The organism is Aminobacter sp. BE322 (assembly GCF_050433525.1).
Lineage (GTDB): Bacteria > Pseudomonadota > Alphaproteobacteria > Rhizobiales > Rhizobiaceae > Aminobacter.
This window is the reverse complement of sequence record NZ_JBNPXB010000002.1, coordinates 339,877-364,961: the sequence shown is the minus strand read 5'-3', so window position 1 is coordinate 364,961 and position 25,085 is coordinate 339,877. Positions and strand designations below refer to the sequence as shown.

Below are 25,085 nucleotides of genomic sequence, written 5' to 3'. Positions count from 1 at the left end.
CATGACCCAGCACCAACCGAACCTCAAGGCCGCCAAGATCACCGGCGGCGTGCATTCCGACCAGCGCCACGATTCCGCGCACAAGCACGTGGCCGGCGAGGCCGTCTACATCGACGACATGCCGGAACCGGCGGGAACGCTGCATGTCGGGCTCGGCCTGTCCAATGTCGCGCACGGCATGCTGAAGTCGGTCGACCTTTCGGCCGTCCGCGCCGCTCCCGGCGTCGTCGACGTGCTCACCTATGCCGACGTGCCTGGCGACAACGACGTGTCGCCGAGCGGCATGCATGACGACCCGGTGTTCGCCGAGGGCAAGGTGCAGTTCCACGGCCAGCCGATCTTCGCGGTGGTCGCCAGGACCCGCGAGCAGGCCCGCCGCGCGGCGCGCCTCGCCAAGATCGAATATGAAGAGCTGCCGGCGATCATCAATATCTGGGACCTCGATCCGGAAAAGGACAAGCAGGTCACCTCGCCGCTGACGCTGAACCGCGGCGACGCTGCCGCCGCCATCGCCGCTGCCCCGCGCAAGGTGAAGGCGCGGATGAAGCTCGGCGGCCAGGACCATTTCTATCTCGAGGGCCAGGTGTCGATGGCGGTGCCGGGCGAAGACGACGAAGTCGTCGTCTATTGCTCGACGCAGGGGCCGAGCGAGACCCAGCACCTCGTTTCCCATGTGCTCGGCGTGCCGAGCCATGCGGTGACGGTTGAAGTGCGCCGCATGGGCGGCGGCTTCGGCGGCAAGGAAACCCAGGCCAACCAGTGCGCGGCGATTGCTGCGATCGCGGCCAAGAAGCACAAGCGCGCCGTCAAGGTCCGGCTCGACCGCGACGAGGACATGACCGCCACCGGCAAGCGCCACGACTTCGCCATCGACTACGAGGTCGGCTTCGACGACGAGGGCAGGATCCTCGGCGTCGACTTCATGTTCGCGCTCAACGCCGGCTTCTCGGCCGACCTGTCGGGACCGGTGGGCGACCGGGCGCTGTTCCACTGCGACAACGCCTATTTCTATCCGAACGTGCACGCCAAGTCGGCGCCGCTCTACACCAACACGGTGTCGAACACGGCGTTCCGCGGCTTCGGCGGCCCGCAGGGCATGGTCGGCGCCGAGCGCGTCATCGAGGAGGTGGCGTTCGCGGTGGGCAAGGACCCGCTCGAGATCCGCAAGCTCAACTTCTACGATGCCATGGGCACGCCGGGCGAACGCAACCTGACGCCCTATCACCAGAAGGTCGAGGACAACATCATCCACCGCATCGTGGCGGAACTGGAGGAAAGCTCGTCCTACCAGCGCCGCCGGCGCGAGATCGCGGCCTTCAACAACAACAGCCGCTTCGTCAAGCGCGGCCTGGCACTTACGCCGGTCAAGTTCGGCATCTCGTTCACCAAGACCGAGTCCAACCAGGCAGGTGCCTTGGTGCATGTCTATGCCGACGGCTCGGTGCACATGAACCACGGCGGCACCGAGATGGGGCAGGGCCTGCACCTCAAGGTGGCGCAGGTGGTGGCCGAGGAGTTCCAGATCGACCTCGACCGGGTGAAGATCACCGCGACGACCACGGCCAAGGTGCCGAACACCGCGCCGACGGCGGCGTCGTCGGGCGCCGACCTCAACGGCATGGCGGCGCAGAACGCGGCGCGGCAGATCCGCAAGCGCCTGACCGACTTCGCCGCCGACAAGTACCAGGTGCCGGCCGACCAGATCGTGTTCCTGCCCAACCGGGTGCGCGTCGGCAACCAGGAAATCTCCTTCAACGACCTGGTCAAGCAGGCCTATCTCAACCGCATCCAGCTTTCGGCGGCCGGCCACTACAAGACGCCGAAGATCCACTGGGACCGCAGCAAGGGCAGGGGCCATGCCTTCTACTACTACGCCTATGGCGCGGCCTGTTCGGAGGTCTCGGTCGACACGCTGACCGGCGAATACGTCATCGAGCGCGCCGACATCCTGCACGACACCGGCCGCTCGCTGAACCGGGCCATCGACATCGGCCAGGTCGAGGGCGGCTTCGTCCAGGGCGTGGGCTGGCTGACGACCGAGGAGCTGTGGTGGGACGGCAAGGGCCGGCTGCGCACGCATGCGCCGTCGACCTACAAGATCCCGCTGGCATCGGACCGGCCGAAGGTCTTCAACGTGGCGCTGACTGACTGGTCGGAGGCCTACGAGCCGACCATCCACCGCTCCAAGGCCGTCGGCGAGCCGCCGCTGCCGCTCGGCATCTCGGTGCTGCAGGCGCTGTCGGATGCGGTCGCCAGCGTCGCCGACCACAAGATCAGCCCGCGTCTCGACGCACCGGCGACCCCGGAGCGGGTGCTGATGGCGATCGAACGCCTCCGGGCCGAGGCGGCCCAGGCCAAGTGAGCAGGACGGCCAGGCGCCTCCGGGCATTCCTCGACGCAGCACCCTCGGCGGCGCTGGTCGAGGTGACCGAGGCCAAGGGCTCGACCCCGCGCGAAAAGGGCGCGTGGATGCTGGTGTCGCCGGAGCGCATCTTCGGCACCATCGGCGGCGGCCAGCTCGAATTCATGGCGATCGACGCGGCGCGGGCGATGCTGAGAGATGCCCCTCACCCTTACCCTCTCCCCGTGAAAGACGGGGAGAGGGGGGCGTCGACGTCGATGCCGGCCTCCTTCTCCCCGCCTGCGGGGAGAAGGTCCCGGCAGGGGGATGAGGGGCAACTTGCCGACATAACAAAGGATGTCACCCTCGACATCCCGCTTGGCCCGGAGATCGGCCAGTGCTGCGGCGGGCGCGTCGAGATCGCCGTGCGCGCGGTGGACGAGGCGATCGCGGCGGAGCTGGTCGCCTTGGCCGAGACGTCGGACGCGGCCCTGCCGCATGTCTATGTCTTCGGCGGCGGCCATGTCGGCCATGCGCTGGCATCCGCCTTCGCGCTGCTGCCGCTCAATGTGGTGGTCGTCGAGACCCGCGCCGATGCGCTGGACGGCATGCCCGTTGGCATCGACACCCGGCTGACCCCTGTGCCGGAGGAGATGGTGCGCGAGGCGCCGCCCGGGGCGGCCTTCGTCGTGCTCACCCATGACCACGCGCTGGATTTCCTGATCGTCGCCGAGGCGCTCAAGCGCAACGACGCCGCCTATGTCGGCATGATCGGCTCGAAGACCAAGAAGGCGACGTTCAGGAGCTGGTTCCTGAAGACCGCCGGCGGCAGCGAGAAGGTCTTCGCCCGGCTCGTCTGCCCGATCGGCGGGAGCGCGGTGAAGGACAAGCGTCCCGCCGTGATCGCCGCGCTCGCCGCCGCCGAGATCATGAGGGCGCTGGCGGGCGCCGCGAAGGGCTGAGCCTCAGTCGGCCATAGCTGTGGCATTTTTGGCCACGACAGCAAGATAGGCGGCCTGCAGTTCGGCGCGAACCGGCAGGCGTTTGGCGGCGGCCTGCGACAGCGGCTCGCCAAGATGGTCGGCGCGCAGTTCCTCCATGAAGCGGTCCCACATCTCCGGTCCGCCCTTTTCCAGAAGTTCGGCGCGGATGCTGAGTTCCTCGCTCACCGGCAGCCATTTACGTCCCCATGCGGCGATGTGGGCGAACACCGGCAGCAGTTCGATCGCCATTTCGGTCAGGCTGTAGATCGCCTTCTGCTTGTGGCTGGGGTCGTCCGCCTTGCTGATCAGCCCGTCCTCGAGCAGCCGCTTCAGCCGGTCGGCCAGGATGTTGGAGGCGATGCCCTCCTCGGACTGGGTCAGCAGTTCGCGAAAGTGGCGGCGATTGCCGAACATCATGTCGCGTAGGACGATCAGGCTCCATTTGTCGCCGACGACCTCGAGGGTGAGGTTGATCGGACAGCCCGAGCGATGCTGCTGGTTCATGCAAGGGAACTCCCCGGAAAACTGGTTGCAATATAAAATCAGTTGAGCTGGCGTGCAACTGATTAGTGATTGCAACTGGTTGGTGGAAGTCTGTCGCAAGGGCTGGAGCGTGCGAAAGCGCCGGCGGCCGAAGCCTATGCTCGACCGAATGCGAGGACCGTGGCGGGCTATGGCGAGCGCGGCGTCGTGCCGGGCCTGGTGTGGGTGGTCGACCGAGGTGGCTCGAGCGAACGGCGTAATCGGCCAAGACAGGCTCAGCGTCCGGCCAATATGTCCTTGATCAGCCGTTGGCAGCGGTCGGCCATGAAGTCGAGCAGCAGCCGGACCTTCGGGTCCTGCAGCTTCTTGTGCGGATAGACGGCCGCGAACTGCACGGGAACGGGCGGGGTCTGCGGCAGGATGACCTTCAGCCGCTGGTCGCGGAGGAAGGGCTCGACCTCGAAGCGCGGCTTGTTGACGATGCCGCGGCCGGCCAGCGCCCAGCCGGTCAGCACGTCGCCGTCGTCGGAATCGAACGGGCCGTGGACCTCGAACTTGGCCGGGCCCGCGCCCGTCTCCAGCAGCCAGAAGAACTCGCGCGAACCGGGATAGCGCAGCATCAGGCAATCGTGCTTGTTGGAGACCAGCTCCTGCGGCGACTGCGGCTCGCCGCGTCGCTCCAGATATTTGGGCGAGGCGACCAGCACGCGCTCGCATTCCATGATGCCGCGCATCCTGAGGCTCGAATCCTCGATCAGGCCGAGCCGGAAGGCGACGTCCAGGCCTTCCTTGAGGATGTCGACATTGTGGTCGGAAAGCCGGAGCCGGACCTCGATGTCGGGATATTTGTCGTGGAACTCGGGGATGCCCGAGGCGATCAGCCTGCGCCCGAGGCCGAGCGGGGCGGTGACGCGGATCGTGCCGCGCGGCTGGCCCGAGAGCGCCGCGACGGCCGCCTCCGCCTCGACGATCGAATCCAGCACCTGCTTGGCGCCGGCGTAGAACACCGTGCCGTGTTCGGTCGGCATCAGCTGCCGCGTCGTGCGGTTGAACAGGCGCACGCCCAGGTGCTTCTCCAACTCCTTGATTCGGTTGGAGGCGACAGCCGGGGAAATGCGCATGTCGCGGCCTGCGGCGGAGAGATTGCCGAGCTCCACGACGCGCACGAAAACGGCGATGTTGTCCAGATATGCCATTGGCGTCCCATAGCCGGCTTATGCCGTGCGGCAATACGCTAGTATTTTCCAGATTTTTTTGAAAGTCATCGCGAATCCGTCCTCTTCCGCAGGGCGTGCGGCGTCGTAAGATTGCCGCCACGTTGGGAAGAGGAACGGCGGATGGTGAACGATTACGCGCTTTTGTGGGATTGGCTGAGCTTCGGCGTCAGATGGCTGCACGTCATCACCGCCATCGCCTGGATCGGATCGTCGTTCTACTTCATCGCCCTCGACCTCGGGCTTAGAAAGCACGCGAACCTGCCGGCCGGCGCCCATGGCGAGGAATGGCAGGTGCATGGCGGCGGCTTCTACCACATCCAGAAGTACCTGGTGGCGCCGGCGCAGATGCCCGAGCACCTGACCTGGTTCAAATGGGAATCATACGCCACCTGGATGTCGGGCTTCGCGCTGCTGTGGGTGGTCTACTACGGCGGGGCCGAACTGTTCCTGATCGACCGCAACGTGCTCGACGTCTCGGTGCCGGTGGCGATCGGCATTTCGCTGGCCTCGATCGCGCTCGGCTGGGTGGTCTACGACCTGCTGTGCAAATCGCGCCTCGGCGACAACGACACCCTTTTGATGCTGGTGCTCTACGGCGTCGTCGTGTTCATGAGCTGGGGCTACACGCAGCTCTTCACCGGCCGCGCGGCCTTCCTGCATCTCGGTGCCTTCACCGCGACGATCATGTCGGCCAACGTCTTCATGATCATCATCCCGAACCAGAAGATTGTCGTGGCCGACCTGATCGCCGGTCGCACCCCGGACCCGAAATACGGCAAGATCGCCAAGACCCGCTCGACGCACAACAACTACCTGACCCTGCCGGTCCTGTTCTTCATGCTGTCGAACCACTATCCGCTGGCATTCGGCACGCAGTTCAACTGGGTCATCGCCGCGCTCATCTTCATCATCGGCGTGCTGATCCGCCACTACTTCAACACGGTCCACAAGCGTGCCGGCAACCCGCACTGGACCTGGCTCGCCGCCACCCTGCTGTTCATCGTCATCATGTGGCTGTCGACGGTGCCGAAGGTGCTGACCGGCGAGGACAAGAACGCCGCCAATGCCGCGGCCGCCGCCCAGCCGCTAATCGCAGCGGCGCAGTTCCCGGCGGTCCGCGACACGGTGCTCGGCCGCTGCGCAATGTGCCATGCCGACACGCCTTCCTACGAGGGTGTCTACCAGGCGCCCAAGGGGGTGAAGCTCGAGACCGACGCCCAGATTGCCCAGCATGCGCGCGAGATCTACCTGCAGGCCGGGCGCAGCCATGCGATGCCGCCCGGCAACGTCACCCAGATCACGCCGGAAGAGCGCCAGATGCTCGCCAGCTGGTTCGAAGAAGCGCAGAAGCTGCGCTGACTGAGAAGACCCGGATTGAAACCGGAAGTACGTTTCCGCGAGGAAACGGCCGATTTCGCCTGGGCAGAAAAGCTCGTAGGGTTCCATCATGACGACAACACTCCTCCGCGGCCGCACGCTCTCCTTCCTGCGCTGGCCCGACAGTGCCGACGACCACGCCTCCTATGCCCATGAGGCGGATGGCGCCGTGCTCATGCGCGACGGCAGGATAGCGGCCGTCGGCGCCTACGAGCGGGTGGCCGCCGAGGCGGGCAGCGGCGTGAGCGTGGTCGATCACCGGCCCCACCTCATCCTGCCCGGCTTCATCGACGCCCACGTGCATGTGCCGCAGATGCAGATCATCGCCTCCTACGGCGCCGAGCTGCTGGAGTGGCTGAACAAGTACACCTTCCCCGAGGAAACGCGCTTCATCAATGCCCAGCATGGGCGCCGCATCGCCAGGACCTTCCTCGACGAGATGGTGCGGCACGGCACCACCACCGTCGCCGCCTACTGCTCCGTGCACAAGCAGTCGGCCGAAGCCTTCTTCGCCGAATCGCACGACCGCAACATGCTCAACATCGCCGGCAAGGTGATGATGGACCGCAACGCCCCCGAGGGCGTGCTCGACACGCCGCAGGCGAGCTACGACGACACCAAGGCGCTGATCGCCGAGTGGCACGGCAGGGGCCGCCAGCACTATGCAATCACGCCCCGCTTCGCGATCACGTCTTCGCCGGAGCAGATGGAGATGGCGGGCCAGCTCGCGAAGGAGCATCCCGACCTGCACATCCAGACGCACCTGTCGGAGAACCACGCCGAGATCGCCTTCACCCAGGAGCTCTATCCCTGGTCGCGCGACTACACCGACATCTACGAACACTACGGCCTGCTCGGCAAGCGCACGCTGCTCGGCCACTGCATCCATCTCGGCGAGCGCGAATCCGACGCGCTCTCCGAGCATGGCTCGATCGCGGTGTTCTGCCCGACCTCCAACCTGTTCCTCGGCTCGGGGCTGTTCGACTACCATCGCTATCGGCGGCGCGAAAAGCCGCTGCGCATCGCGACCGCGACCGACGTCGGCGGCGGCACCAACTATTCGATGCTGCGCACCATGGACGAGGCCTACAAGGTCATCGCGCTCAACGGCGAGAAGCTGAACCCGCTCGCTTCCTATTGGCAGCTGACGCGCGGCAACGCCGAATCGCTGTCGATCGCCGACAAGGTGGGCACGCTGGAGGTCGGCACCGATGCCGACATCGTCGTGCTCGACGCCCGCGCGACGCCCGGAATGCGGCTGCGCATGGAGCGCGTCGAGACGCTGGCCGAGGAGCTGTTCCTGCTCCAGACGCTGGGCGACGACCGCGCGGTGGTCGAGGTCTATGTCGCCGGCCGCCCCGCCAAGTCGACCATGGATCAGGCGGCCTGACCTTGCGTCATCGCCCGGTGTCTGCCATGTGACCTCTGGTCTGAAGGAGGAGCGGACGATGGCGGCAGCCGATGACGTGAAGAAGATCGCCGAGCAGGAGGCCCGGCTGGTCTTTGACGGTTTCGACGAGGCAGCCGCGTTCGAGATCGGATCGGCCATCCGCGCCCGCGGCCTCGCCGAGAAATTCCCCATCGTCGTCGACATCCGCCTGTGGGACCGCACGCTTTTCTACTGCGCGCTGCCCGGCTCGACGGTCAGCAACACCGAATGGGCGCGGCGCAAGTTCAATGTCGTCCGGATGTTCCACCGCAGCAGCTACCGGATGGTGCTGACCAAGGCACGCGAGGACCGGACCTTCCCGGTCGGCGAGGCGCTGCCGATCGAGGACTACGTGCTTGCCGGCGGCGGTTTCCCGATCCGGGTCAAGGGCACGGGCGTGATCGGCTCGATCGCGGTGTCCGGACTGCCGGAGCGCCAGGATCACGAGGTCGTGGTGGCGGCGATCGCCGATCATCTCGGCATCGACCGGCGGGAACTGGCGCTGCCTCCCGTTTCGAAAAGCTGAAAAGAGACCCGGCATTCCATGGCAACGACCGACCCGAAGCAGTTCCTGACGAAGATCTTCGAGGCCGCCGTCGCGGCCGCCGATCCCGAGCTGACCATCCGCCGGCATCTGCCGGAAAAGCCCAAGGGACGGACCATCGTCATCGGCGCCGGCAAGGGCTCGGCGCAGATGGCGGCGGCCTTCGAGAAGGCATGGGACGGGCCGCTGGAGGGCGTGGTCGTCACCCGCTACGGCTTTTCAGCACCCTGCGAGCGCATCCGCATCGTTGAAGCCTCGCATCCGGTGCCGGATGCCAACGGCCTCGAGGCGGCGAAGCTGCTGCTCGACACCGTATCCGGCCTGACCGAGGACGATCTGGTCGTGGCGCTGGTCTCGGGCGGCGGCTCGGCGCTGCTGCCGTCGCCGGCGGGCGGGCTGACGCTCGCCGACGAGATCGCGGTCAACGAGGCGCTGCTTGCGTCGGGCGCGCCGATCTCGGCGATGAACACCATCCGCAAGCACATCTCGACCATCAAGGGCGGCCGGCTGGCCGCAGCCGCCCATCCGGCGCGCGTCGTCTCGCTGGTGGTGTCGGACATTCCCGGCGACAACCCGGCGCTGGTCGCCTCCGGCCCCACCGTGCCCGACGCGGCGTCACGCGCGGACGCGCTGCGCCTCATCGAGACCTACCGCATCCAGCTTCCGGCCAATGTCATTGCGCATATCAATTCGGCTGCCGCCGACGCCCCGTCGCCGTCCGATCCGCGCTTCGACCGCAACGAGGTGCATGTCATAGCCTCCGCCGCCGTGTCGCTCGATGCCGCCGCCGAAGCTGCGCGCAAGCTCGGCGTCGAGACGGTGATCCTCTCCGACGCCATCGAGGGTGAGGCGCGCGAGGTCGGCGGCGTGCATGCTGCGATCGCGCGTGAGGTCGTGCAGCGCAACCGTCCGTTCAACAAGCCGGTGCTGATCCTGTCGGGCGGCGAGACCACGGTGACCTTGCGCGCCAAACCTGGTGAAAAGGGAGGCAAGGGTGGCCGCAACAGCGAGTTCCTGCTCGCCTTCGCCATCGGCATCGACGGGCTTTACGGCATCGACGCGCTCGCCGCCGACACCGACGGCATCGACGGCTCCGAGGACAATGCCGGCGCCTTCGCCGACGGCTCGACGGTCGCCCGCATGCGCTCGGCCGGCGTCGACGCCAAGGCGATGCTCGCCGGCAACAACGCCTGGACCGCGTTCAATTCGGTGGGCGGCCTCTTCGTCCCCGGGCCGACCGGGACCAACGTCAACGACCTCAGGGCCATCCTTATCCGCTAACCGGGATGGTTTGCGCCTTGTGGCGCCAGCATTGATTTGCGAGCCTATGTAAACTATAGTTTACATATGTTCGAGGTCCGTCAGACCGACACATTCCGCGATTGGATTGATGGGCTTCGGGACTTGGCGGCCCGGCGCAAGATCGCCCAGCGCGTGGTTCGGCTTGAGGCCGGCCTGTTCGGCGATGTCAAATTCTTCGACGGCATCGGCGAACTGCGCGTGGATTTCGGTCCCGGCTACCGCGTCTATTTCGTGCAGCGCGGAAGGGTACTGATCATCCTGCTATGTGGCGGCGACAAGTCCACCCAGGGCCGCGACATCAAGCGGGCCCTCGAACTGGCCAAGGAGGTGTGAGCATGGTCCTCAAGACAACTCCGTTCGACGCGGCGGCGTATCTCGATACGCCTGAAGCGCAGGCCGAGCTGCTTTCCGATGCTTTCGAAACCGGCGATGCCGGCTACATTGCCCACGCTCTTGGTGTCGTTGCACGCGCTCGTGGCATGAGCCAGGTCGCGAAGGATGCCGGGGTGACGCGCGAGGGACTGTACAAGGCCCTCAGCGCCGATGGCGATCCGCGGCTGACGACGCTGCTCGGCGTCGTCAAAAGCCTCGGCCTGACGGTCACGGTCCAGCCAGCGACCAAGCCTTGACCTTAGGACCCCGCCCTCACACCTCGTGCAGATAGAGGTGGTAGTCGAGTTCGCTCACCGTGCGGGCGACGCGCAGGTATTCGCTTTCCTTGATCGACGTGAAGGTGCGGTGCAGGTCGTGTCCCAATGCCGTGCGCAGGAACTCCGAGGCCTTGGCAGCCTCGATGGCCGAGCGCCAGTCCGGCGGCATCACGCTTTCGGTGCCTTCGGCCTGCTCGTAGCCGTTGCCTGACGTCTCCGGGCCGGGATCGAGCTGTTCCTCCAGCCCCTTGGAGATGCCGGCAAGGATGGTCGCGGCGACGAGATAGGGGTTGGCGTCGACGCCCGAGGGTCGGTGCTCGATGCGGCGGTTCCTGGCGTCGCCGGCCGGCACGCGCAGCGCCACCGAGCGGTTGTTGACGCCCCAGGTGGGCGCCACCGGCGCATAGGACTGCGACACGAAGCGGCGCCATGAGTTGGCGTGCGGCGCGAACACCAGCATCGATTCCGCCATGGTTTCGGCGAGGCCGCCGAGCGCGTGCAAGAGCTTCGGCTCCCAGCTGCCTTCCTCGGCCTCGGTGAAGACGTTGCGGTCGTCCTTGTCGAGCAGCGAGACATGGAAGTGCATGCCCGAGCCCGCGTATTTCTCGATGGGCTTGGCCATGAAGCAGGCCGTCACGCCATGGCGGCGGGCCTGGGCGCGCACCAGCCGCTTCAGCAGGATCAGGTCGTCGGCGGCCTGCATCACGTCCTTGCGGTAGCGCAGGGTGAGCTCGTACTGGCCGGGGGCATACTCGGAAATCACGGTCTCGGCCGGGATTCCTTGCGCCTTGGCGGCGGCATAGATGTCGGAGAACAGCGGCTCCATGCCGTGCAGGTGGTCGACCGAATAGACCTCGGTCTTGCCCGAGGCGCGGCCGTCGAGCACGGCGCGCGCCGGCTGGACCTTGCCGTCGCCGTCGCGGTCATTGGCGAGCAGGAAGAATTCGAGCTCGAAGGCGCCGGCTGGGCGGAGACCCTTTTCGGCCAGCCTGTCGACCTGGCGCTGCAGGGCCAGCCGCGGGTCCGAGGTCATCGGCGCGCCGTCGAGATGGTACATCGACATCAGCACCTGGCCGCGCGCCGGGCTCGTGCCGTAGAGCGGCTTCAGCGTGCCGGGGATCGGCCAGGCGCGCAGGTCGCCGTCGCCGGAATCCCAGATCAGGCCGGTCTCGTGCACGTCCTCGCCGGTGATGTCGAGGCCGAGGATGGAGATGGGCAGGTGCCGCCCGCCTTCGTAAAGCCCCATCAGTTCGTGGCGGCGGATGATCTTGCCGCGGCCGACGCCGTTGGAGTCCGTCAGTACGATGTCGAAGGCTTCGATGCCGGGGTTGGCGTCCAGAAAGGCCCGCGCCTCGTCGATGGTCGAGCCGGAAGGTGATGTCATGATGTCACTCGATTGTCCGAAATGCCTTGTCTCACGCCGCAAGCCGGGCGGCAACATCGCCGAAAGCAGCAACCAGCCCGTCGACCTGCCGCGCGGTGGTGGCCGGCGAGACCAGCATCATGTTGTGAAAGGGCGCGATCAGCGCGCCGCGATTGACCAGCGCCACGTGCACGGCGGCCTCGAGCCGGGAGGCATGCGCATGCTCGGCCTCGCCGCCGTTGCGCAGCGGGCCGGGGGCGCAGATGAACTCGACGCGGGCGCCGACACGCATGACGTGCCAGGGCAGCTTCCGTTTTCGGATGGCTTTGTCGAGGCCGGTCGCCAGCCGCTCGGCCAGCTTCTCCATGCGGGCGTAGTTGGCCTCGGTCATCACCTCTTCCAGTGCCGCGCGCATCGCCGCGAACTGGAGGGGATTGGCCGACAGCGTCGTGCCCATGCCGGAATAGCCCGGCTCCTTGGTGCCGTTGTAGGCGGCGTAGCGGGCGGCGACTTCCTCGCTCAGGCCCCAGACGCTGGCCGGCACGCCGCCGGCGACGGGCTTGCCGAGCACGAACAGGTCGGGGTCGAGACCGTGTTTCCGGGTGTAGCCGCCCGGGCCGGTCGAGATGGTGTGGGTCTCGTCGATCAAAAGCAGCGTGCCGGCCTTGCGGGTGAGCTTGCGCACGCCTTCGAGGAAACCGGGCTCGGGCAGCACCATGCAGGAATTGGTCAGCACCGGCTCGGTGATGACGCAGGCGACGTCGCCATGCGCGAGGGCTGCTTCAAGGGCCGCAAGGTCGTTGAACTCGACGATGCGGGTGCGGGCGGTGAGGTCGCGGAACTCGCCGGCGAGGCCCGGTCGGTTGATCGGCTTGCCGTCGTCGAGCCGCACCATCGTCTCGTCGACCGAGCCGTGGTAGCAGCCGTTGAAGACGAGGATCTTGTCGCGCCCTGTCACGGCGCGCGCGACGCGCAGCGCAAAGCGGTTGGCGTCGGTGGCGGTGGTGGCGATCTGCCAGTGCGGCAGGCCGAAGCGTTTTGCCAGCAGCAGGCCGAGGGTGAGCGAATCCTCCGACGGCAGCATGTAGGTCAGACCGCGGCCCGCCTGCCTGCGGATGGCGCGGGCAACGGGAGCCGGCGAGTGGCCGAACATCGAACCGGTGTCGCCCAGGCAGAAGTCGGCGAGCGTGTTGCCGTCGGCATCGGTGATGGTTGCGCCGCGCGCCCTGTCGACCAAGATCGGGAAGGGCGTCGGCCAGTCCTTCATCCAATGCATCGGAACGCCGTTGAAGAAGCCCGCCATGCCGTTGCCGAGAGCGGCCTCGGATTTCGGCCGCGCCCGGCGGAAGACTTCCGCCTCCGTCGCCGCAAGCTCGGCGATGCGTGACAGCGGCACGCCGCCCTCCGTGGCTTCTGGTCGTTCGACGCGGTTCATCATGCCTCCCCATCCGACAGTCGGCGCCACTCTAGCCAGCCGCCACCGTTGACGGCAACTGGCCGCCATCGGAGTGTCGATTGGCTCAGCCATATTGATGTTCGGCGATCGTCGTCGATCATGCCGATGGGCTTTGGGGGGATGTGCCGATGCGTGCTATCATGACAGCCATGTCGATCCTGCTTGCGGCGGGCCCGGCCGTTGCCTCTGGCGGGCTCTCCTGCGGTGCCAAGGACGAGGCAGTGAAACTGACCATCGAGAGCGGCGTCACGCGTGGCATGGGAAGCCCCGTTTTTGATTTCCGGGGCGAGATCGAGATCCTCGACAATGCGGTGGCGCAGGACCTGCGCAGGATGAGCTTCGACAAGGCGCATCTCGCCCAGTACTGGCTCGACGGCGAGGAGCTTCGGCTGATCGTCTACCGCGAGCGGGAGGCCGACAAGCCGCACGGCTATGTCGAGGTCATGGTCAGGACGAAGTCGGGCGACGAAGGCGACTATATCGGCCAGTACTCGGTCACCGTGTTCGACATGGCCGATGCCACCGGCGGCGAGGGCAAGACCTTCAATTTCAGCGGCCGCGCCACCTGCCTGGTGGAGTGATCACCCTGCGATGTCGATGACGCCGCAGTCGCCGGCGGCACTGCCGAAGGCGATGCGGCGTTCCTGCTTGTCCCAGGCCATCGAGGTGATGGCGCCCTTGCCGGGGCGGCGCAAGAGCACTTCCTTTGCGTCGGCGAAGCGCACGGCGAGCACCATGCCGTCGTCGTAGCCGACGGCGACGATGTCCTCGCTCGGATGGCAGCAGACGGTGGTGACCATGACATTGCCGCGGGTGCCGAGTTCCAGCGGCGCCTTGCCCATCGGGCCGTCCTTGCCGGTGAAGGGCCAGACGATCGCCGCGGGTGCGCCGGAACTCGCCAGCCACTTGCCCTTGGCGCTCCACGACAGGCTCTTCACCTTGGCGGGATAGCCGGTCATGCGCATGTGCTTGCCGTCGGCGAGCTTCCAGCCGTGCAGGGCGTTCTCCTGCATGGTGGTCACGACATAGGCGCCGTCGGGTGAGAAGGTGATGCCGGTATGGGCGCCGTCCCACTGCAGTTCGGTCGGCGCGCCTGCGGCGGCGGGGAAATGCAGGGTCGCGCCGTTGTAGCGGGCGACGCCGAAACGCATGCCCTTGGGCGAGAAGGCGACACCTTCGACCGAGCGCGGGTGGGCGAATTCCTTCACCTTGCCGTCGGCGAAGCGCACCCAGGCGTTGCGGCCGCTGGCATAGGCGACGGCACCCTGCGGGCCCGATGCCACCGAGGTCACCCATTTCTTGCCGGCGCTGGCCAGTTCTTCCGCGGTTCCGGCGGAGGAAAGCGACATCACCTTGCCGTCCTCGCCGCCCGAGATCAGCAGGTCGTTCCTGGCCGTCGTGGTCGCCGCCAGAAGCCCATCGTGCAGCTTCAGCGACTTCTGGCCGTGGTCGAGCCAGTGCACCATGCCGTCGGCGAGGGCGAAAAAGGGAATGTCGTCGAGGAAGGCAGTAGCGACGCAATGGCCTTCGAGATCAAGCGGGGCGACTGTGGGCATGAGAAGGCTGGTTCCGTCTTCGATGTATCTTTGCCCCTCACCCTTACCCTCTCCCCGCAAGCGGGGCGAGGGGGGCGTCGACGTTGCGGCCATCTTCCTTCTCCCCGTCATTTACGGGGAGAAGGTGGCGGCAGCCGGATGAGGGGCGGATCAACTTGAGAAGAAAACAGGGCTCACGCCGCCTGGCAGGCCTCGAAGCTGCGCGTCAGGCGCTCGGCGTCGAGTTCGCGGCCGATGAACACCAGCCGGCTCTCGCGCTTCTCGCCGTCCTTCCAGGCGCGCTGATGGTCGCCCTCGATGATCATGTGCACGCCCTGGATGACGTAGCGATCGGGATCGTCCGCGATCGCGATGATGCCCTTGAGGCGCAGGATGTTCGGCCCTTCCATCTGGGTGATCTTCTCGATCCAGGGGAAGAACTTCTTCGGGTCCATGTCGCCGCCGCGCAGCGACACCGACTTCACCGTCACGTCGTGGATCGGCGATGCCGAGCCGTGGTCGTGATCGTGATCATGATGATGGTGATCGTGGTGATGATGGTCGTGGTCGCAGTCCGGACCGCATTCATGGTCGTGGTCATGGTCGTGGTCGTGCGCATCGAGGAAATGCGGGTCGTCGGCCAGCACGCGCTGGAGGTCGAAGGCGCCGCGGTCGAGCACCTGGTCGAGCGCCACGCCGGCGCGGGTGGTGCGATGGATCCTGGCGGTCGGGTTGATGGCGCGGATGGTTGCCTCGACCTGGCGCAGTTCGTCCTCGTTGACCAGGTCCGTCTTGTTGAGCAGCACGACGTCGGCGAAGGCGATCTGGTCCTCGGCCTCGCGGGAATCCTTCAGCCGCAGCGGCAGGTGCTTGGCGTCGACGAGCGCGACGACCGCGTCGAGCTTGGTCTTGGCGCGCACGTCCTCGTCCATGAAGAAGGTCTGGGCGACCGGCACCGGGTCGGCGAGGCCGGTGGTCTCGACGACGATGGCGTCGAAGCGGCCGGGGCGGCGCATCAGGCCCTCGACGACGCGGATCAGGTCGCCGCGCACGGTGCAGCAGACGCAGCCGTTGTTCATCTCGTAGATTTCCTCGTCGGATTCCACGATCAGGTCGTTGTCGATGCCGATCTCGCCGAATTCGTTGACGATGACCGCATAACGCTTGCCGTGGTTCTCCGACAGGATGCGGTTGAGCAGCGTCGTCTTGCCCGAGCCGAGATAGCCGGTCAGCACGGTCACGGGGATTTGGGTCTGGGCTTCGGTCATGGTCGTCCTCGGGTCGGATAGAGGCTCCATATAGGATGCCGCCCACGCTTTTGCACGCGGCAAACCGCTCGTCAGCGAGATTCCAGCTCGTCGAGCAGCGCCAGCATCTCGCGCAGCTTCAGCCGCGCGTCGACCAGCTTCTTCGCCGACACCAGGCCCGGCCGGCCGGACAGTGTGAGGAAGGTTTCCAGTACCTGATCCGAATGCCGGCACAGCATCACCAGGAACTCGCCGGAAGGGGCGTTCCTGCCGTCGAACCAGTTCTTGACCGCGCGCTCGTTGGCGAGGGTCAGGCCGGCGACGGTCTTCACGCCGCCGATCGGGAAGTCCCTGCGCAGGGCGCCGGCGATCGCGGCGGCGAATGCCGCCGATCCCATCCGCCCGACATTGCCCTCCGCAAAGGTCTTTCCGGAAATGGACCGATGATTTCTGTCTCTATTCGCAGACGACATTCCACCTAGCGCCCAATATCGTCGGTCTCGCCTGAGGAGGCCCGCCCACCAATCGTTTTGGACATCCGATCTTCGCCGCATCCGACGATGCCGGCGCAAGGCTGCCCGCGTGCGTCTGCGCGGGGGCTCCGAAGGCACAAACGACGTATCCCGAGAGGAGAAGCAAATGAGTGCCACATTGGATGCCACGATCGACCTGAACGCGTTCTACAAGCTGGCTCGCGAAGACATCAAATCGCTGTTGGGTGCGGCTGCGGTCAATTCCGCGGTCATCTTCAACAACAGCGCGAGCCCGGTCACCTTCTACGTCTACAACTACATCGACACCGTCTACTGGGTTTCGGCCCAGCGGGTGCTCGTCGCGCCCCAGACCTATGGCACGGTCGCGGCCTCGGGGTCGTTCTTCAAGATCCACCCGAACGACAACGCAAACGGGGAATTCCTGGTCGCTCCGAACCGGGCCTACGTCTACTCCGGCCCCGGCAACGTGCGACCGGCCTGAAACGGGACGATCGGGAGTTCATCAGGGAACAGGAGCTGATCATGGGAAGCTACACACCTGTGCGACTGGCGGGAGACCGCCTCGTGTCGGAGGGCAGGCCGATCGAGAAGACCGAGGCGATGCGACGCATCCGCCAGGGCCTGGATGTCCATGCCGACAAGAAGAAGGCGCACAGCCTGGCGCTGGCGCTGAGCGAAGGCCAGGGCGACTGGAAGGATGCGCCACACGTGCCGGGCGGCTACCGGCACTATCATGACGCCTCGCACCAGTACCGCGGGCACATATTCTACGGCGGCCCAAGCTGAGCCGCGTCGTGCCGCCTGAAAGGTCAGGCGTTGCCGCCGGGCTCCCGCGGACAGGGTGCCCGGTGGCAATTCTCTCATGGCGGGTCGGCGGATGTACAATTGCGCGGGAGCGCGACGGCCGGACCGTGACTGAACTTGCGGATCGGCAAGGCGGCGATCTTTCGCATTCGGTCATGGAGCGCTCGTCCCCGAGTCCCATGGGCCTATTTCGCATGCTGGACCCGTGATGAGCTGACATTCCGACTTTTCTGCAAAGATGCTGGGTTGCGCGCTCTGCCGGGGTCAAGGAGTTCGCAAATCGATAAAATTGCTCGCAAAGATTGTATATTGCAAGTATTTCGGTTGTAAAGACGTGCCCGGGTTTGGTCCTGGGGCAGATACGTCGCAAGATTAACGAAACTTAACTAGGCCTGGCGCGGATGGCCTCCTAGATTGATGGTCGGGCCGTGGGCATCGACCCTCAGAGGAGCTGGCGACCATGCCGGATCAGCCATTGCGCGCCAATCTCACCCGCCGCCGGGCGCTCGGCCTCATTGCCGTCACCGCAAGCGGCGGCGCCTTCATGCCGGCAACCGCGCGAGCGCAGGGCCAGCCGCTCCTGTTGCCCAATGCCGGGGTCTGCACGATCACGCCCGAGACGACGGAGGGGCCGTATTATTTCGATCCGGCGCTGAAACGCAGCGACATCACCGAGGGGCGCAAGGGGGTGGCGCTGACCGTCCGCCTCCAGGTCGTGGACCAGCACTGCCGGCCCATCGAGGGCGCCCGCGTCGACATCTGGCATTGCGACGCCGAGGGGCACTATTCGGGCTATCCGGGCCAGGGCGACGGGCGGGACGTGGACACCACCGGCGAGAAGTTCCTGCGCGGCTGGCAGCGTACCGGCAAGGACGGCATCGTCGCCTTCGGCACCATCTATCCGGGCTGGTATCGCGGCCGGACCACGCACATCCATTTCAAGGCGTTCCCGGACGAGGCTTCGGTGATGACCGGGCAGATGTTCTTTCCCGACGACGTCAGCGATCGCATCTTCGCCGGCGTCGTGCCCTACAACGGTCGGCGCGGCAAGCGCGACACGATGAACGCCGACGACGGCATCCTGCGCCGCGCCGGGACAGGCGTGGAGAGCAGGGTGCGTCGGATCGCTTCGGCCTATGAGGCGGCGATGATCGTCGCGATCGAGCGCCAGGGCTAGCGCGCCGGCAAATTTGCCGGCGAAACGTTTCTGTCATCGAACTGTAACATCCGTCTGGCAAGACGCCGTTGCGGGAGACGGTTGCCGGCAAAGCGACATGGCAACCTTCCGCCCAAATCGATTGCCAACGGCCACGCGGCAACTATTCTCAGCCGGCGCGGTGCGGGGCGTGGCGCGGGAGATGCGGATGTCCAAGTCCAACAAAGGCGCGGCGATGAGCCGACTTCATTCGGTGGCCCGGCTGGCGCGCACCACGCTCGCAGCCCGCCTCCTGGCGCACGGCTTCTACGCCGGCCAAGACCAGATCATGCTGTCGCTGCACGAAGAGGACGGCCAGACCCCCGGCCAGCTGGCCGCGCGGCTCGGCGTGCGGCCGCCGACGATCACCAAGACCATCAACCGGCTGCAGGCGCAGGGCTTCCTCGAGAAGCGCGCCTCCGACACCGATGCCCGCCAGGCGCACATCTTCCTCACCGAGGCCGGGCACAATGCCATTCGCGCCGTCGAGAAATCGGTCAAGAAGACCGAGAAGCAGGCGCTGAAGGGCTTCGACAAGAAGGACGTCAAGCAGCTGTCGAAGCTTCTGGTCCGGATCGAAGCCAATCTTTCGGATCTCGACCTCGTCGACGACGAGGCAGGCACCGAAGCCGATCCGGCGGCGGACGCGGAGCAGGAGCTGGAGGCCGAAGCGGCGGAATAGGCGTTTATTTGCCTGGTCCACCGATTTTGCCTTGCCGCGCGGCGGGCGTTGGCGCAATAGAGCACATCCGTTGTCCTTCGAACCGCGGAAACGCTCTATCTCTTTGTTTTGACGCAATTCCGGACGGAAAGCCGCTTCGCACTTTTCCTGGGATTGCTCTAGCCACACGACCTCGTCCTTACCCGGCCCGCCAGCGTGACCTCCCACAAGCCAGCAGAGACTGCGACGCCGACCTCGGCGATCCTGCTGATATTCGCCTCCGGCCTGGTGTTCTCCTTCCTCGACACCAGCGCCAAGCACCTCGTCACCTCGGGTATGGCCGCGCCCTTCGTCACCTGGGTGCGGTTCGCCGTCCACACGCTGCTCGTGCTGCTGCTCTTCAAGGCCTGGCAGCGGCCGGAGCGACTGGTGCCGCAGAGCCTGTCGCTGCAGATCCTGCGCGCCGTCTTCATGTTCGGCTCGACCATCTTCAACTTCATGGCGCTGCAGACGCTGCAGCTCGCCGAGACCGTGTCGATCAATTTCGCCAGCCCTATGGTCATCACCGCGCTCGCCGGGCCGCTGCTCGGCGAATGGGCGGGCTGGCGGCGCTGGCTCGCGGTCGGCGTCGGCTTCGTCGGCGTGATGGTCATCACCCGGCCGGGCTTCGGCGGCTTCAGCATCGGCTACGTTTTCTCGATCTGCGCCATGTTGAGCTCGTCGCTCTACACCATCATGACCCGCAAGATGGGCGCCAGCGAGACCGCCGAAAGCCTGATCCTCTATTCGGCCGCCGTGCCGGCGCTGTTCATGCTGCCGGCGGTGCCGCTGGCCGGCTCGCTGCCGGCGCGCGCCTATGACTGGCTGGTGCTGTTCGGGCTGGGCGTCTTCGGCGGCTTCGGCCACTGGCTGCTGATCAAGGCCTACCAGCGCGCCACCGCCACCGCGCTCGCTCCCTATCCCTATCTGCAACTGGTCTGGATGATCATTCTCGGCTGGCTGGTCTTCGGCCAGCTGCCCGACCGATGGACGCTCGCCGGCGGCGCGATCATCGTCGCCAGCGGCCTCTACATCATCCACCGCGAGCATACGCTGAGGGTACGTAACCGTGCGGCACCCAATGCCGAGGCCGAGGAACTGGCAAAAAAGCTTTGATTTGCCGTTGAACAATGGCATAGGGCTTTAAACGGTTTAAAAGACCGTCCGTTCACGCTTGCGGATGGAGGCCCCGCTGGCCCAGAAGATCAAGCTCTCGACGATCGCCGACGCGCTCGGCGTCTCGACCGCCACCGTGTCGCTTGCGCTGCGCGACAGCCCTCTGGTCGCCGATGTCACCCGTGACCGCATCAAGCAGCATGCCCGCGAGATCGGCTACATCTACAACCGCCGCGCCGCCAGCCTGCGCACCTCCCGCTCCGGCATCGTCGGCGTCGTCGTGCACGACATCATGAACCCGTTCTATGCCGAGATCCTGCGCTCCATCGAGAGCGAGCTCGACCGCAGCGGCCAGACCTTCATCCTGTCCAACCACTACGACCAGCTGGAGAAGCAGCGCACCTTCGTCGACACGCTCCTGCAGCTCGGTGCCGACGGCGTGATCATGTCGCCGGCCATCGGCACCCCGGCCGAGGACATCATCATGGCCGAGGAGAACGGCCTGCCGGCGGTGCTGATCGCGCGTACGGTGGAGGGTGCGGAGGTCCCGGTCTTCCGCGGCGACGATGCCTACGGCACGGCGCTCGCCACCAACCACCTGATCTCGCTCGGCCACAAGCGCATCGCCATGATCGGCGGCACCGACCAGACGTCGACCGGCCGCGACCGCTACCAGGGCTATCTCAACGCCATGCAGGCGGCGGGTCTCGAGGTCATGCCGTGGTGGCGTATCTCCGGGCCGCGCACCAAGCAGGGCGGCTTCGAGGCGGCGGGGCAGTTCCTGGCGCTCAAGGACAAGCCGACCGCAGCATGCTGCTGGAACGACCTCGTCGCCATCGGCCTGATGAACGGCATCGCCCGCGCCGGCCTGGTGCCGGGCATCGACGCATCCGTCACCGGCTACGACGACCTCGAGGAGGCCCAGATCGCCACGCCGGCGCTGACCACGGTGTGGAACGGCCAGCGCGAGGTCGGCCGGCGCGCCGCGAGCGCCCTGCTCGACAAGCTCAACGGCCAGCAGGTGCGCCCCTCGCAGGAGCTCATCAAGCCCGAGCTGCACGTCCGCCAGTCGACCGGACGGCCAAAGGAACGCGGCTGAGCGATCGTTGCTGCCTGGAGGCGGCACGGAATCAAAATCCCCATGGTTCGACAGGCTCACCATGAGGATTTTGGGAGGGCGGCGCCAAGGCCCGAGATGCCTGTGCTTCAATGTTGAAACGCGCGGCTGAACGCACGAGGCAGGCGCTACGCCTCGGTAGCCCTCATGATGAGCCTGTCGAACCACGAGGGCGCCGGGAGCTGCGTTCTGAAAGCCCTCCGCTAGGCGAGGCTTTGGCGACCAGCCGGACGGCGGCTTACTCCGCCGCCGTCCTCGCCGCCTGCCGCGCCACCGCATGGGCGCGGGCGGCGTCGCCGAAGGCCTTGAAGATGCGCTGCGAGACGTCGTCGGACTTCACCCAGTATTCGGGGTGCCACTGCACGCCGACGGCGAAGGCGCGGGCGTCGCGTACAGACACGGCCTCGACCGTGCCGTCGGGGGCGACGGCCTCGACCTGGAGCTTCGAGCCGAGCCGCTCGACCGCCTGGCGGTGAACCGAGTTGACCATGATGTCGCCCGCGCCGAACACGCCGGCAAGGCAGCTGCCCGGCTTGATGGTCGCCACCTGGCGGATGGCGAAGCGTTCGTCCTGGTTGTCGCTGACCGGGGCGCGGTGATCGTCGATGCCGTCGCGCTCCTGGATCTCGGTGGCGAGAGAACCGCCCAGCGCCACGTTCAGCTCCTGGATGCCGCGGCAGATGGCGAGCAGCGGCACGCCGCGCTCGATCGCCTTGCGGATCAGAGGCATGGTGGTCGAGTCGCGGGCGAAGTCGTAAGGACCATTTGCTTCAATCGCTTCTTCGCCATAGAGGCGCGGGTCGACGTTCGACTTCGAACCCGTCAGCATCACGCCGTCGACGGAAGACAGGAGTTCGTCGAGATCGAGGCGGCCGCCGAAGGAGGGGACCAGGACGGGCAGCACGCCGGCACCCGCGATCGCCGCCTCGAGATATTGCTGCGGCGCCGCATGCCAGGTGTAGTTCTCGAACTGCTTGACATCGGTCGAGACGGCGACGAGCGGCTGGCGCATGATTGGATTCTGGTCCTTCTGAGAAACAGGCGGTTTCCTCGACTACAAAATAGGCGAAGCCAAGGCGCATTTCCAATGCAAGTTTGATCGTGCAGCCAAGCGGTCGACACAAGAGTTAGACTATAGTTTTAGGCGCGCGCGGCGGCCGCAGGATTTGCGTCGTCAATCGGCGAGAGCTGGCCGGCGCGCGCTTTACTCGCATCATCGGCCGTGTATTGATGCCCGCGACGTTGGTTGCGGGAGGCCAAAGAGTCCCCCCCTACGTCATGCATTTTCGTTCGGTCCAGCATGGGAGGATCTTAATGGATCGCCGTTCATTCATCAGGAAAGCCGGCGCGACCGGCGTGGGCGCAGCGGCTGCGGCCACAACACTTGCCGCACCGGCTATCGCCCAGGCCAACCCCAAGGTGACCTGGCGCCTGACTTCGTCGTTCCCGAAGTCGCTCGACACCATCTATGGCGGCGCCGAGGTGCTGTCGAAGTACCTGTCGGAAGCGACGGACGGCAACTTCACGATCCAGCCCTTCGCGGCCGGCGAGATCGTTCCCGGCCTGCAGGCGGCGGACGCCACCACGGCCGGCACCGTCGAGGCCTGCCACACTGTCGCCTATTACTACTGGGGCAAGGACCCGGCCTGGGCGCTCGGCGCGGCCGTGCCGTTCTCGCTCAATGCGCGCGGTATCAACGCCTGGCACTATCACGGCGGCGGCATCGACCTGTTCAACGAGTTCCTGGCGACCCAGGGCCTGTTCGGCCTGCCCGGCGGCAATACCGGCGTGCAGATGGGCGGCTGGTTCCGCAAGGAGATCAACACGGTCGCCGACCTGCAGGGCCTGAAGATGCGCGTCGGCGGTTTCGCCGGCAAGGTCCTCGAGAAGCTCGGCGTCGTGCCGCAGCAGCTCGCCGGCGGCGACATCTACCCGGCGCTCGAAAAGGGCACCATCGACGCCGCCGAATGGGTCGGCCCCTATGACGACGAGAAGCTCGGCTTCCAGAAGGTCGCGCCCTACTACTACTACCCCGGCTGGTGGGAAGGCGGCCCGACCGTCCACTTCATGTTCAACAAGGCCAAGTACGAGGAGCTGCCGGCGGCCTACAAGTCGCTGCTGCGCACCGCCTGCCATGCGGCCGACGCCAACATGCTGCAGAAGTACGACTTCCTGAACCCGACGGCGGTGAAGAACCTCGTCGCCAACGGCGCCCAGCTGCGCCCGTTCAGCCCGGAAATCCTGTCGGCCTGCTTCGACGCGGCCAACGAGGTCTATGCCGGCATGGAAGCCTCCAACGCCAACTTCAAGAAGATCTGGGATTCGATCAAGGCGTTCCGCAAGGAGCACTACCTCTGGGCCCAGATCGCCGAGTACAACTACGATACGTTCCTGATGATCCAGCAGCGCAACGGCAAGCTCTGAGCGCAGCACCGATCAGTTGAAAGGGCCTCGCGGCGCGAGCCGCGGGGCCTTTTATTTTCTGCGCAATTCCCATTCGCTTCGGTTATTCTGCGCCCGCGCCGGTTAAGACAGAACACATGGGGTCCGGCGCGCATTCAAGAAAATGTCCAACAACGAATGGGAGCAAGGGATGGATCGCAGATCTTTCATCCGCAGGGCAGGTGCATCCGGCCTTGGGGCGGCCGCAACCGCGTCGATGCTGGCAGCGCCGGCAATCGCGCAATCATTGCCGAAGGTGACCTGGCGCTGCACCTCGTCGTTCCCCAAGGCGCTCGACACGATCTATGGCGCCGCCGAGACGATGGCGAGCTACGTGCGCGAGGCGACCGACGGCAACTTCAGCATCCAGGTCTTCGCGGCCGGCGAGATCGTGCCTGGCCTGCAGGCCGCCGACGCGGCGTCCGCCGGCACGGTGGAGTGCTGCCACACGGCCTCCTACTACTACTGGGGCAAGGACCCGACATATGCGCTGGCGACGGCGGTGCCGTTCATGTTCAACGCGCGCCAGATGAATGCCTGGATCTACCACGGCGGCGGGCAAGACCTGCTCAACGGATTCTACGCCACGCAGGGCCTCTACGGCCTGGCCTGCGGCAACACCGGTGCGCAGATGGGCGGCTGGTACCGCAAGGAGATCAACACGGTCGCCGATCTCAAGGGCCTGAAGATGCGCGTCGGCGGTTTCGCCGGCAAGGTGCTCGAGACGCTCGGCCTGGTGCCGCAGCAGATCGCCGGCGGCGACATCTATCCGGCGCTGGAGAAGGGCACCATCGACGCGGCCGAATGGGTCGGTCCCTATGACGACGAGAAGCTCGGCTTCCACAAGGTCGCGCCCTACTACTACTATCCCGGCTGGTGGGAGGGCGGCCCGACGCTGCACACGCTGGTCAATCTCGCCAAGTGGCAGGAACTGCCCAAGCCCTACCAGGTGGCGCTCACCTCGGCCTGCCAGGCCGCCAATACCGACATGATGGCGAACTACGACTACAAGAACCCGGCGGCGCTGCGCCGGCTCGTGGCCAACGGCGCGCAACTGCGTCCGTTCAGCCAGGAGATATTGAAGGCCTGCTTCGACGCCGCGCACCGGACCTATGGCGAGATCTCGGCCTCCAATGCCGCGTTCAAGAAGATCTTCGACAGCCAGGCCGCCTTCCGCAAGGACGCGTATCTGTGGGCGCAGCTGTCGGAGTACAGCTTCGACACCTTCATGATGGTGCAGCAGCGCAGCCAGGCGCTGTGATCCCACAAGGATCGCGGCTTGTGCCGCCG

25 protein-coding genes are annotated in these 25,085 nt (G+C 66.2%); 17 read left to right on the top strand and 8 right to left on the bottom strand.

Annotated features, from left to right (window positions below; translation table 11 throughout):
- Position 1 precedes the first annotated feature (1 nt).
- The gene (gene xdhB / locus J2X50_RS05765) at positions 2-2,362 is read left to right on the top strand and encodes a xanthine dehydrogenase molybdopterin binding subunit (protein WP_429092674.1); all 2,361 of its coding nucleotides are present in this window, start codon (positions 2-4) and stop codon (positions 2,360-2,362) included.
- Positions 2,359-3,303, top strand: a complete 945-nt coding sequence (xdhC, locus tag J2X50_RS05760; RefSeq protein ID WP_429092671.1) for a xanthine dehydrogenase accessory protein XdhC — start codon at positions 2,359-2,361, stop codon at positions 3,301-3,303. Before xdhB ends, xdhC begins: the two co-directional genes overlap by 4 nt.
- 3 nt (positions 3,304-3,306) lie before the next feature.
- On the opposite strand, the gene J2X50_RS05755 is transcribed toward xdhC, so the two are convergent.
- Both J2X50_RS05755 and J2X50_RS05750 read right to left on the bottom strand, forming a co-directional pair.
- A complete protein-coding gene (locus tag J2X50_RS05755; protein WP_429092668.1) occupies positions 3,307-3,828 on the bottom strand; it encodes a winged helix-turn-helix transcriptional regulator in 522 nt (173 codons plus the stop codon).
- Positions 3,829-4,082: 254 nt separating this feature from the next.
- Complete coding sequence (locus J2X50_RS05750; protein WP_429092665.1) at positions 4,083-5,003, bottom strand: LysR substrate-binding domain-containing protein; 921 nt, start codon at positions 5,001-5,003, stop codon at positions 4,083-4,085.
- Between the two features lie 144 nt (positions 5,004-5,147).
- Here J2X50_RS05750 and J2X50_RS05745 point away from each other — a divergent pair, with 144 nt between their 5' ends.
- The 6 genes from J2X50_RS05745 (at position 5,148) to J2X50_RS05720 (ending at position 10,305) form a co-directional block, all read left to right on the top strand.
- Entirely contained in the window at positions 5,148-6,383 is a 1,236-nt protein-coding gene (locus J2X50_RS05745; protein WP_429092848.1) for a urate hydroxylase PuuD, read from the top strand.
- Between the two features lie 88 nt (positions 6,384-6,471).
- On the top strand, positions 6,472-7,791 hold the full coding sequence (gene guaD, locus J2X50_RS05740) for a guanine deaminase (RefSeq protein ID WP_429092662.1): 1,320 nt from the start codon (positions 6,472-6,474) through the stop codon (positions 7,789-7,791).
- 58 nt (positions 7,792-7,849) lie between these two features.
- On the top strand, positions 7,850-8,356 hold the full coding sequence (locus J2X50_RS05735) for a heme-degrading domain-containing protein (protein ID WP_429092659.1): 507 nt from the start codon (positions 7,850-7,852) through the stop codon (positions 8,354-8,356).
- Positions 8,357-8,374: 18 nt separating this feature from the next.
- The gene (locus tag J2X50_RS05730; protein ID WP_429092656.1) at positions 8,375-9,655 is read left to right on the top strand and encodes a glycerate kinase type-2 family protein; all 1,281 of its coding nucleotides are present in this window, start codon (positions 8,375-8,377) and stop codon (positions 9,653-9,655) included.
- Positions 9,656-9,721: 66 nt separating this feature from the next.
- The gene (locus tag J2X50_RS05725) at positions 9,722-10,009 is read left to right on the top strand and encodes a type II toxin-antitoxin system RelE/ParE family toxin (RefSeq protein ID WP_429092653.1); all 288 of its coding nucleotides are present in this window, start codon (positions 9,722-9,724) and stop codon (positions 10,007-10,009) included.
- 2 nt (positions 10,010-10,011) lie between these two features.
- Positions 10,012-10,305: an addiction module antidote protein gene (locus J2X50_RS05720; RefSeq protein WP_429092651.1), complete on the top strand. Its 294-nt coding sequence runs from the start codon at positions 10,012-10,014 to the stop codon at positions 10,303-10,305.
- A gap of 16 nt (positions 10,306-10,321) precedes the next feature.
- Here the strand turns inward: J2X50_RS05720 and J2X50_RS05715 are convergent, their stop codons facing one another.
- Positions 10,322-11,710 (bottom strand): glutamine synthetase family protein, encoded by a 1,389-nt coding sequence (locus tag J2X50_RS05715; RefSeq protein ID WP_429092648.1) that lies wholly within the window; start codon positions 11,708-11,710, stop codon positions 10,322-10,324.
- 31 nt (positions 11,711-11,741) lie between these two features.
- Complete coding sequence (locus J2X50_RS05710) at positions 11,742-13,127, bottom strand: aspartate aminotransferase family protein (protein WP_429092646.1); 1,386 nt, start codon at positions 13,125-13,127, stop codon at positions 11,742-11,744.
- Positions 13,128-13,273: 146 nt separating this feature from the next.
- On the opposite strand from J2X50_RS05710, the gene J2X50_RS05705 reads away from it, so the two are divergent.
- Entirely contained in the window at positions 13,274-13,726 is a 453-nt protein-coding gene (locus J2X50_RS05705; protein WP_429092644.1) for a hypothetical protein, read from the top strand.
- Here the strand turns inward: J2X50_RS05705 and J2X50_RS05700 are convergent, their stop codons facing one another.
- The 3 genes from J2X50_RS05700 to J2X50_RS05690 all read right to left on the bottom strand — a co-directional run bounded on the left by J2X50_RS05700 (position 13,727) and on the right by J2X50_RS05690 (position 16,325).
- On the bottom strand, positions 13,727-14,701 hold the full coding sequence (locus J2X50_RS05700) for a WD40 repeat domain-containing protein (RefSeq protein ID WP_429092641.1): 975 nt from the start codon (positions 14,699-14,701) through the stop codon (positions 13,727-13,729). It lies immediately after the preceding gene.
- A 173-nt stretch (positions 14,702-14,874) separates the two neighbouring features.
- Positions 14,875-15,948 carry a CobW family GTP-binding protein gene (locus J2X50_RS05695; protein WP_429092638.1) on the bottom strand — a complete coding sequence of 358 codons (1,074 nt, stop codon included), beginning with the start codon at positions 15,946-15,948 and terminating at the stop codon, positions 14,875-14,877.
- Positions 15,949-16,019: 71 nt separating this feature from the next.
- On the bottom strand, positions 16,020-16,325 hold the full coding sequence (locus tag J2X50_RS05690) for a hypothetical protein (protein ID WP_429092635.1): 306 nt from the start codon (positions 16,323-16,325) through the stop codon (positions 16,020-16,022).
- Positions 16,326-16,566: 241 nt separating this feature from the next.
- On the opposite strand from J2X50_RS05690, the gene J2X50_RS05685 reads away from it, so the two are divergent.
- The 6 genes from J2X50_RS05685 (at position 16,567) to J2X50_RS05660 (ending at position 21,335) form a co-directional block, all read left to right on the top strand.
- Positions 16,567-16,902 (top strand): hypothetical protein, encoded by a 336-nt coding sequence (locus tag J2X50_RS05685; RefSeq protein ID WP_340036547.1) that lies wholly within the window; start codon positions 16,567-16,569, stop codon positions 16,900-16,902.
- A 41-nt stretch (positions 16,903-16,943) separates the two neighbouring features.
- Positions 16,944-17,207, top strand: coding sequence for a hypothetical protein (locus tag J2X50_RS05680; protein WP_429092632.1), 264 nt, complete (start codon positions 16,944-16,946; stop codon positions 17,205-17,207).
- A gap of 478 nt (positions 17,208-17,685) precedes the next feature.
- Positions 17,686-18,402 carry an intradiol ring-cleavage dioxygenase gene (locus J2X50_RS05675; protein ID WP_429092629.1) on the top strand — a complete coding sequence of 239 codons (717 nt, stop codon included), beginning with the start codon at positions 17,686-17,688 and terminating at the stop codon, positions 18,400-18,402.
- Positions 18,403-18,589: 187 nt separating this feature from the next.
- Positions 18,590-19,102, top strand: coding sequence for a MarR family winged helix-turn-helix transcriptional regulator (locus J2X50_RS05670; RefSeq protein WP_429092626.1), 513 nt, complete (start codon positions 18,590-18,592; stop codon positions 19,100-19,102).
- Between the two features lie 195 nt (positions 19,103-19,297).
- Positions 19,298-20,236 (top strand): DMT family transporter, encoded by a 939-nt coding sequence (locus J2X50_RS05665; protein ID WP_429092623.1) that lies wholly within the window; start codon positions 19,298-19,300, stop codon positions 20,234-20,236.
- Between the two features lie 76 nt (positions 20,237-20,312).
- Positions 20,313-21,335 carry a LacI family DNA-binding transcriptional regulator gene (locus tag J2X50_RS05660; protein ID WP_429092846.1) on the top strand — a complete coding sequence of 341 codons (1,023 nt, stop codon included), beginning with the start codon at positions 20,313-20,315 and terminating at the stop codon, positions 21,333-21,335.
- A 256-nt stretch (positions 21,336-21,591) separates the two neighbouring features.
- Here J2X50_RS05660 and J2X50_RS05655 read toward each other — a convergent pair whose 3' ends face one another.
- Positions 21,592-22,365 (bottom strand): gamma-glutamyl-gamma-aminobutyrate hydrolase family protein, encoded by a 774-nt coding sequence (locus J2X50_RS05655; protein WP_429092620.1) that lies wholly within the window; start codon positions 22,363-22,365, stop codon positions 21,592-21,594.
- A 302-nt stretch (positions 22,366-22,667) separates the two neighbouring features.
- On the opposite strand from J2X50_RS05655, the gene J2X50_RS05650 reads away from it, so the two are divergent.
- Complete coding sequence (locus J2X50_RS05650; RefSeq protein WP_347968702.1) at positions 22,668-23,777, top strand: TRAP transporter substrate-binding protein; 1,110 nt, start codon at positions 22,668-22,670, stop codon at positions 23,775-23,777.
- A gap of 169 nt (positions 23,778-23,946) precedes the next feature.
- Positions 23,947-25,056: a TRAP transporter substrate-binding protein gene (locus J2X50_RS05645; RefSeq protein ID WP_347968701.1), complete on the top strand. Its 1,110-nt coding sequence runs from the start codon at positions 23,947-23,949 to the stop codon at positions 25,054-25,056.
- Positions 25,057-25,085 lie beyond the last annotated feature (29 nt).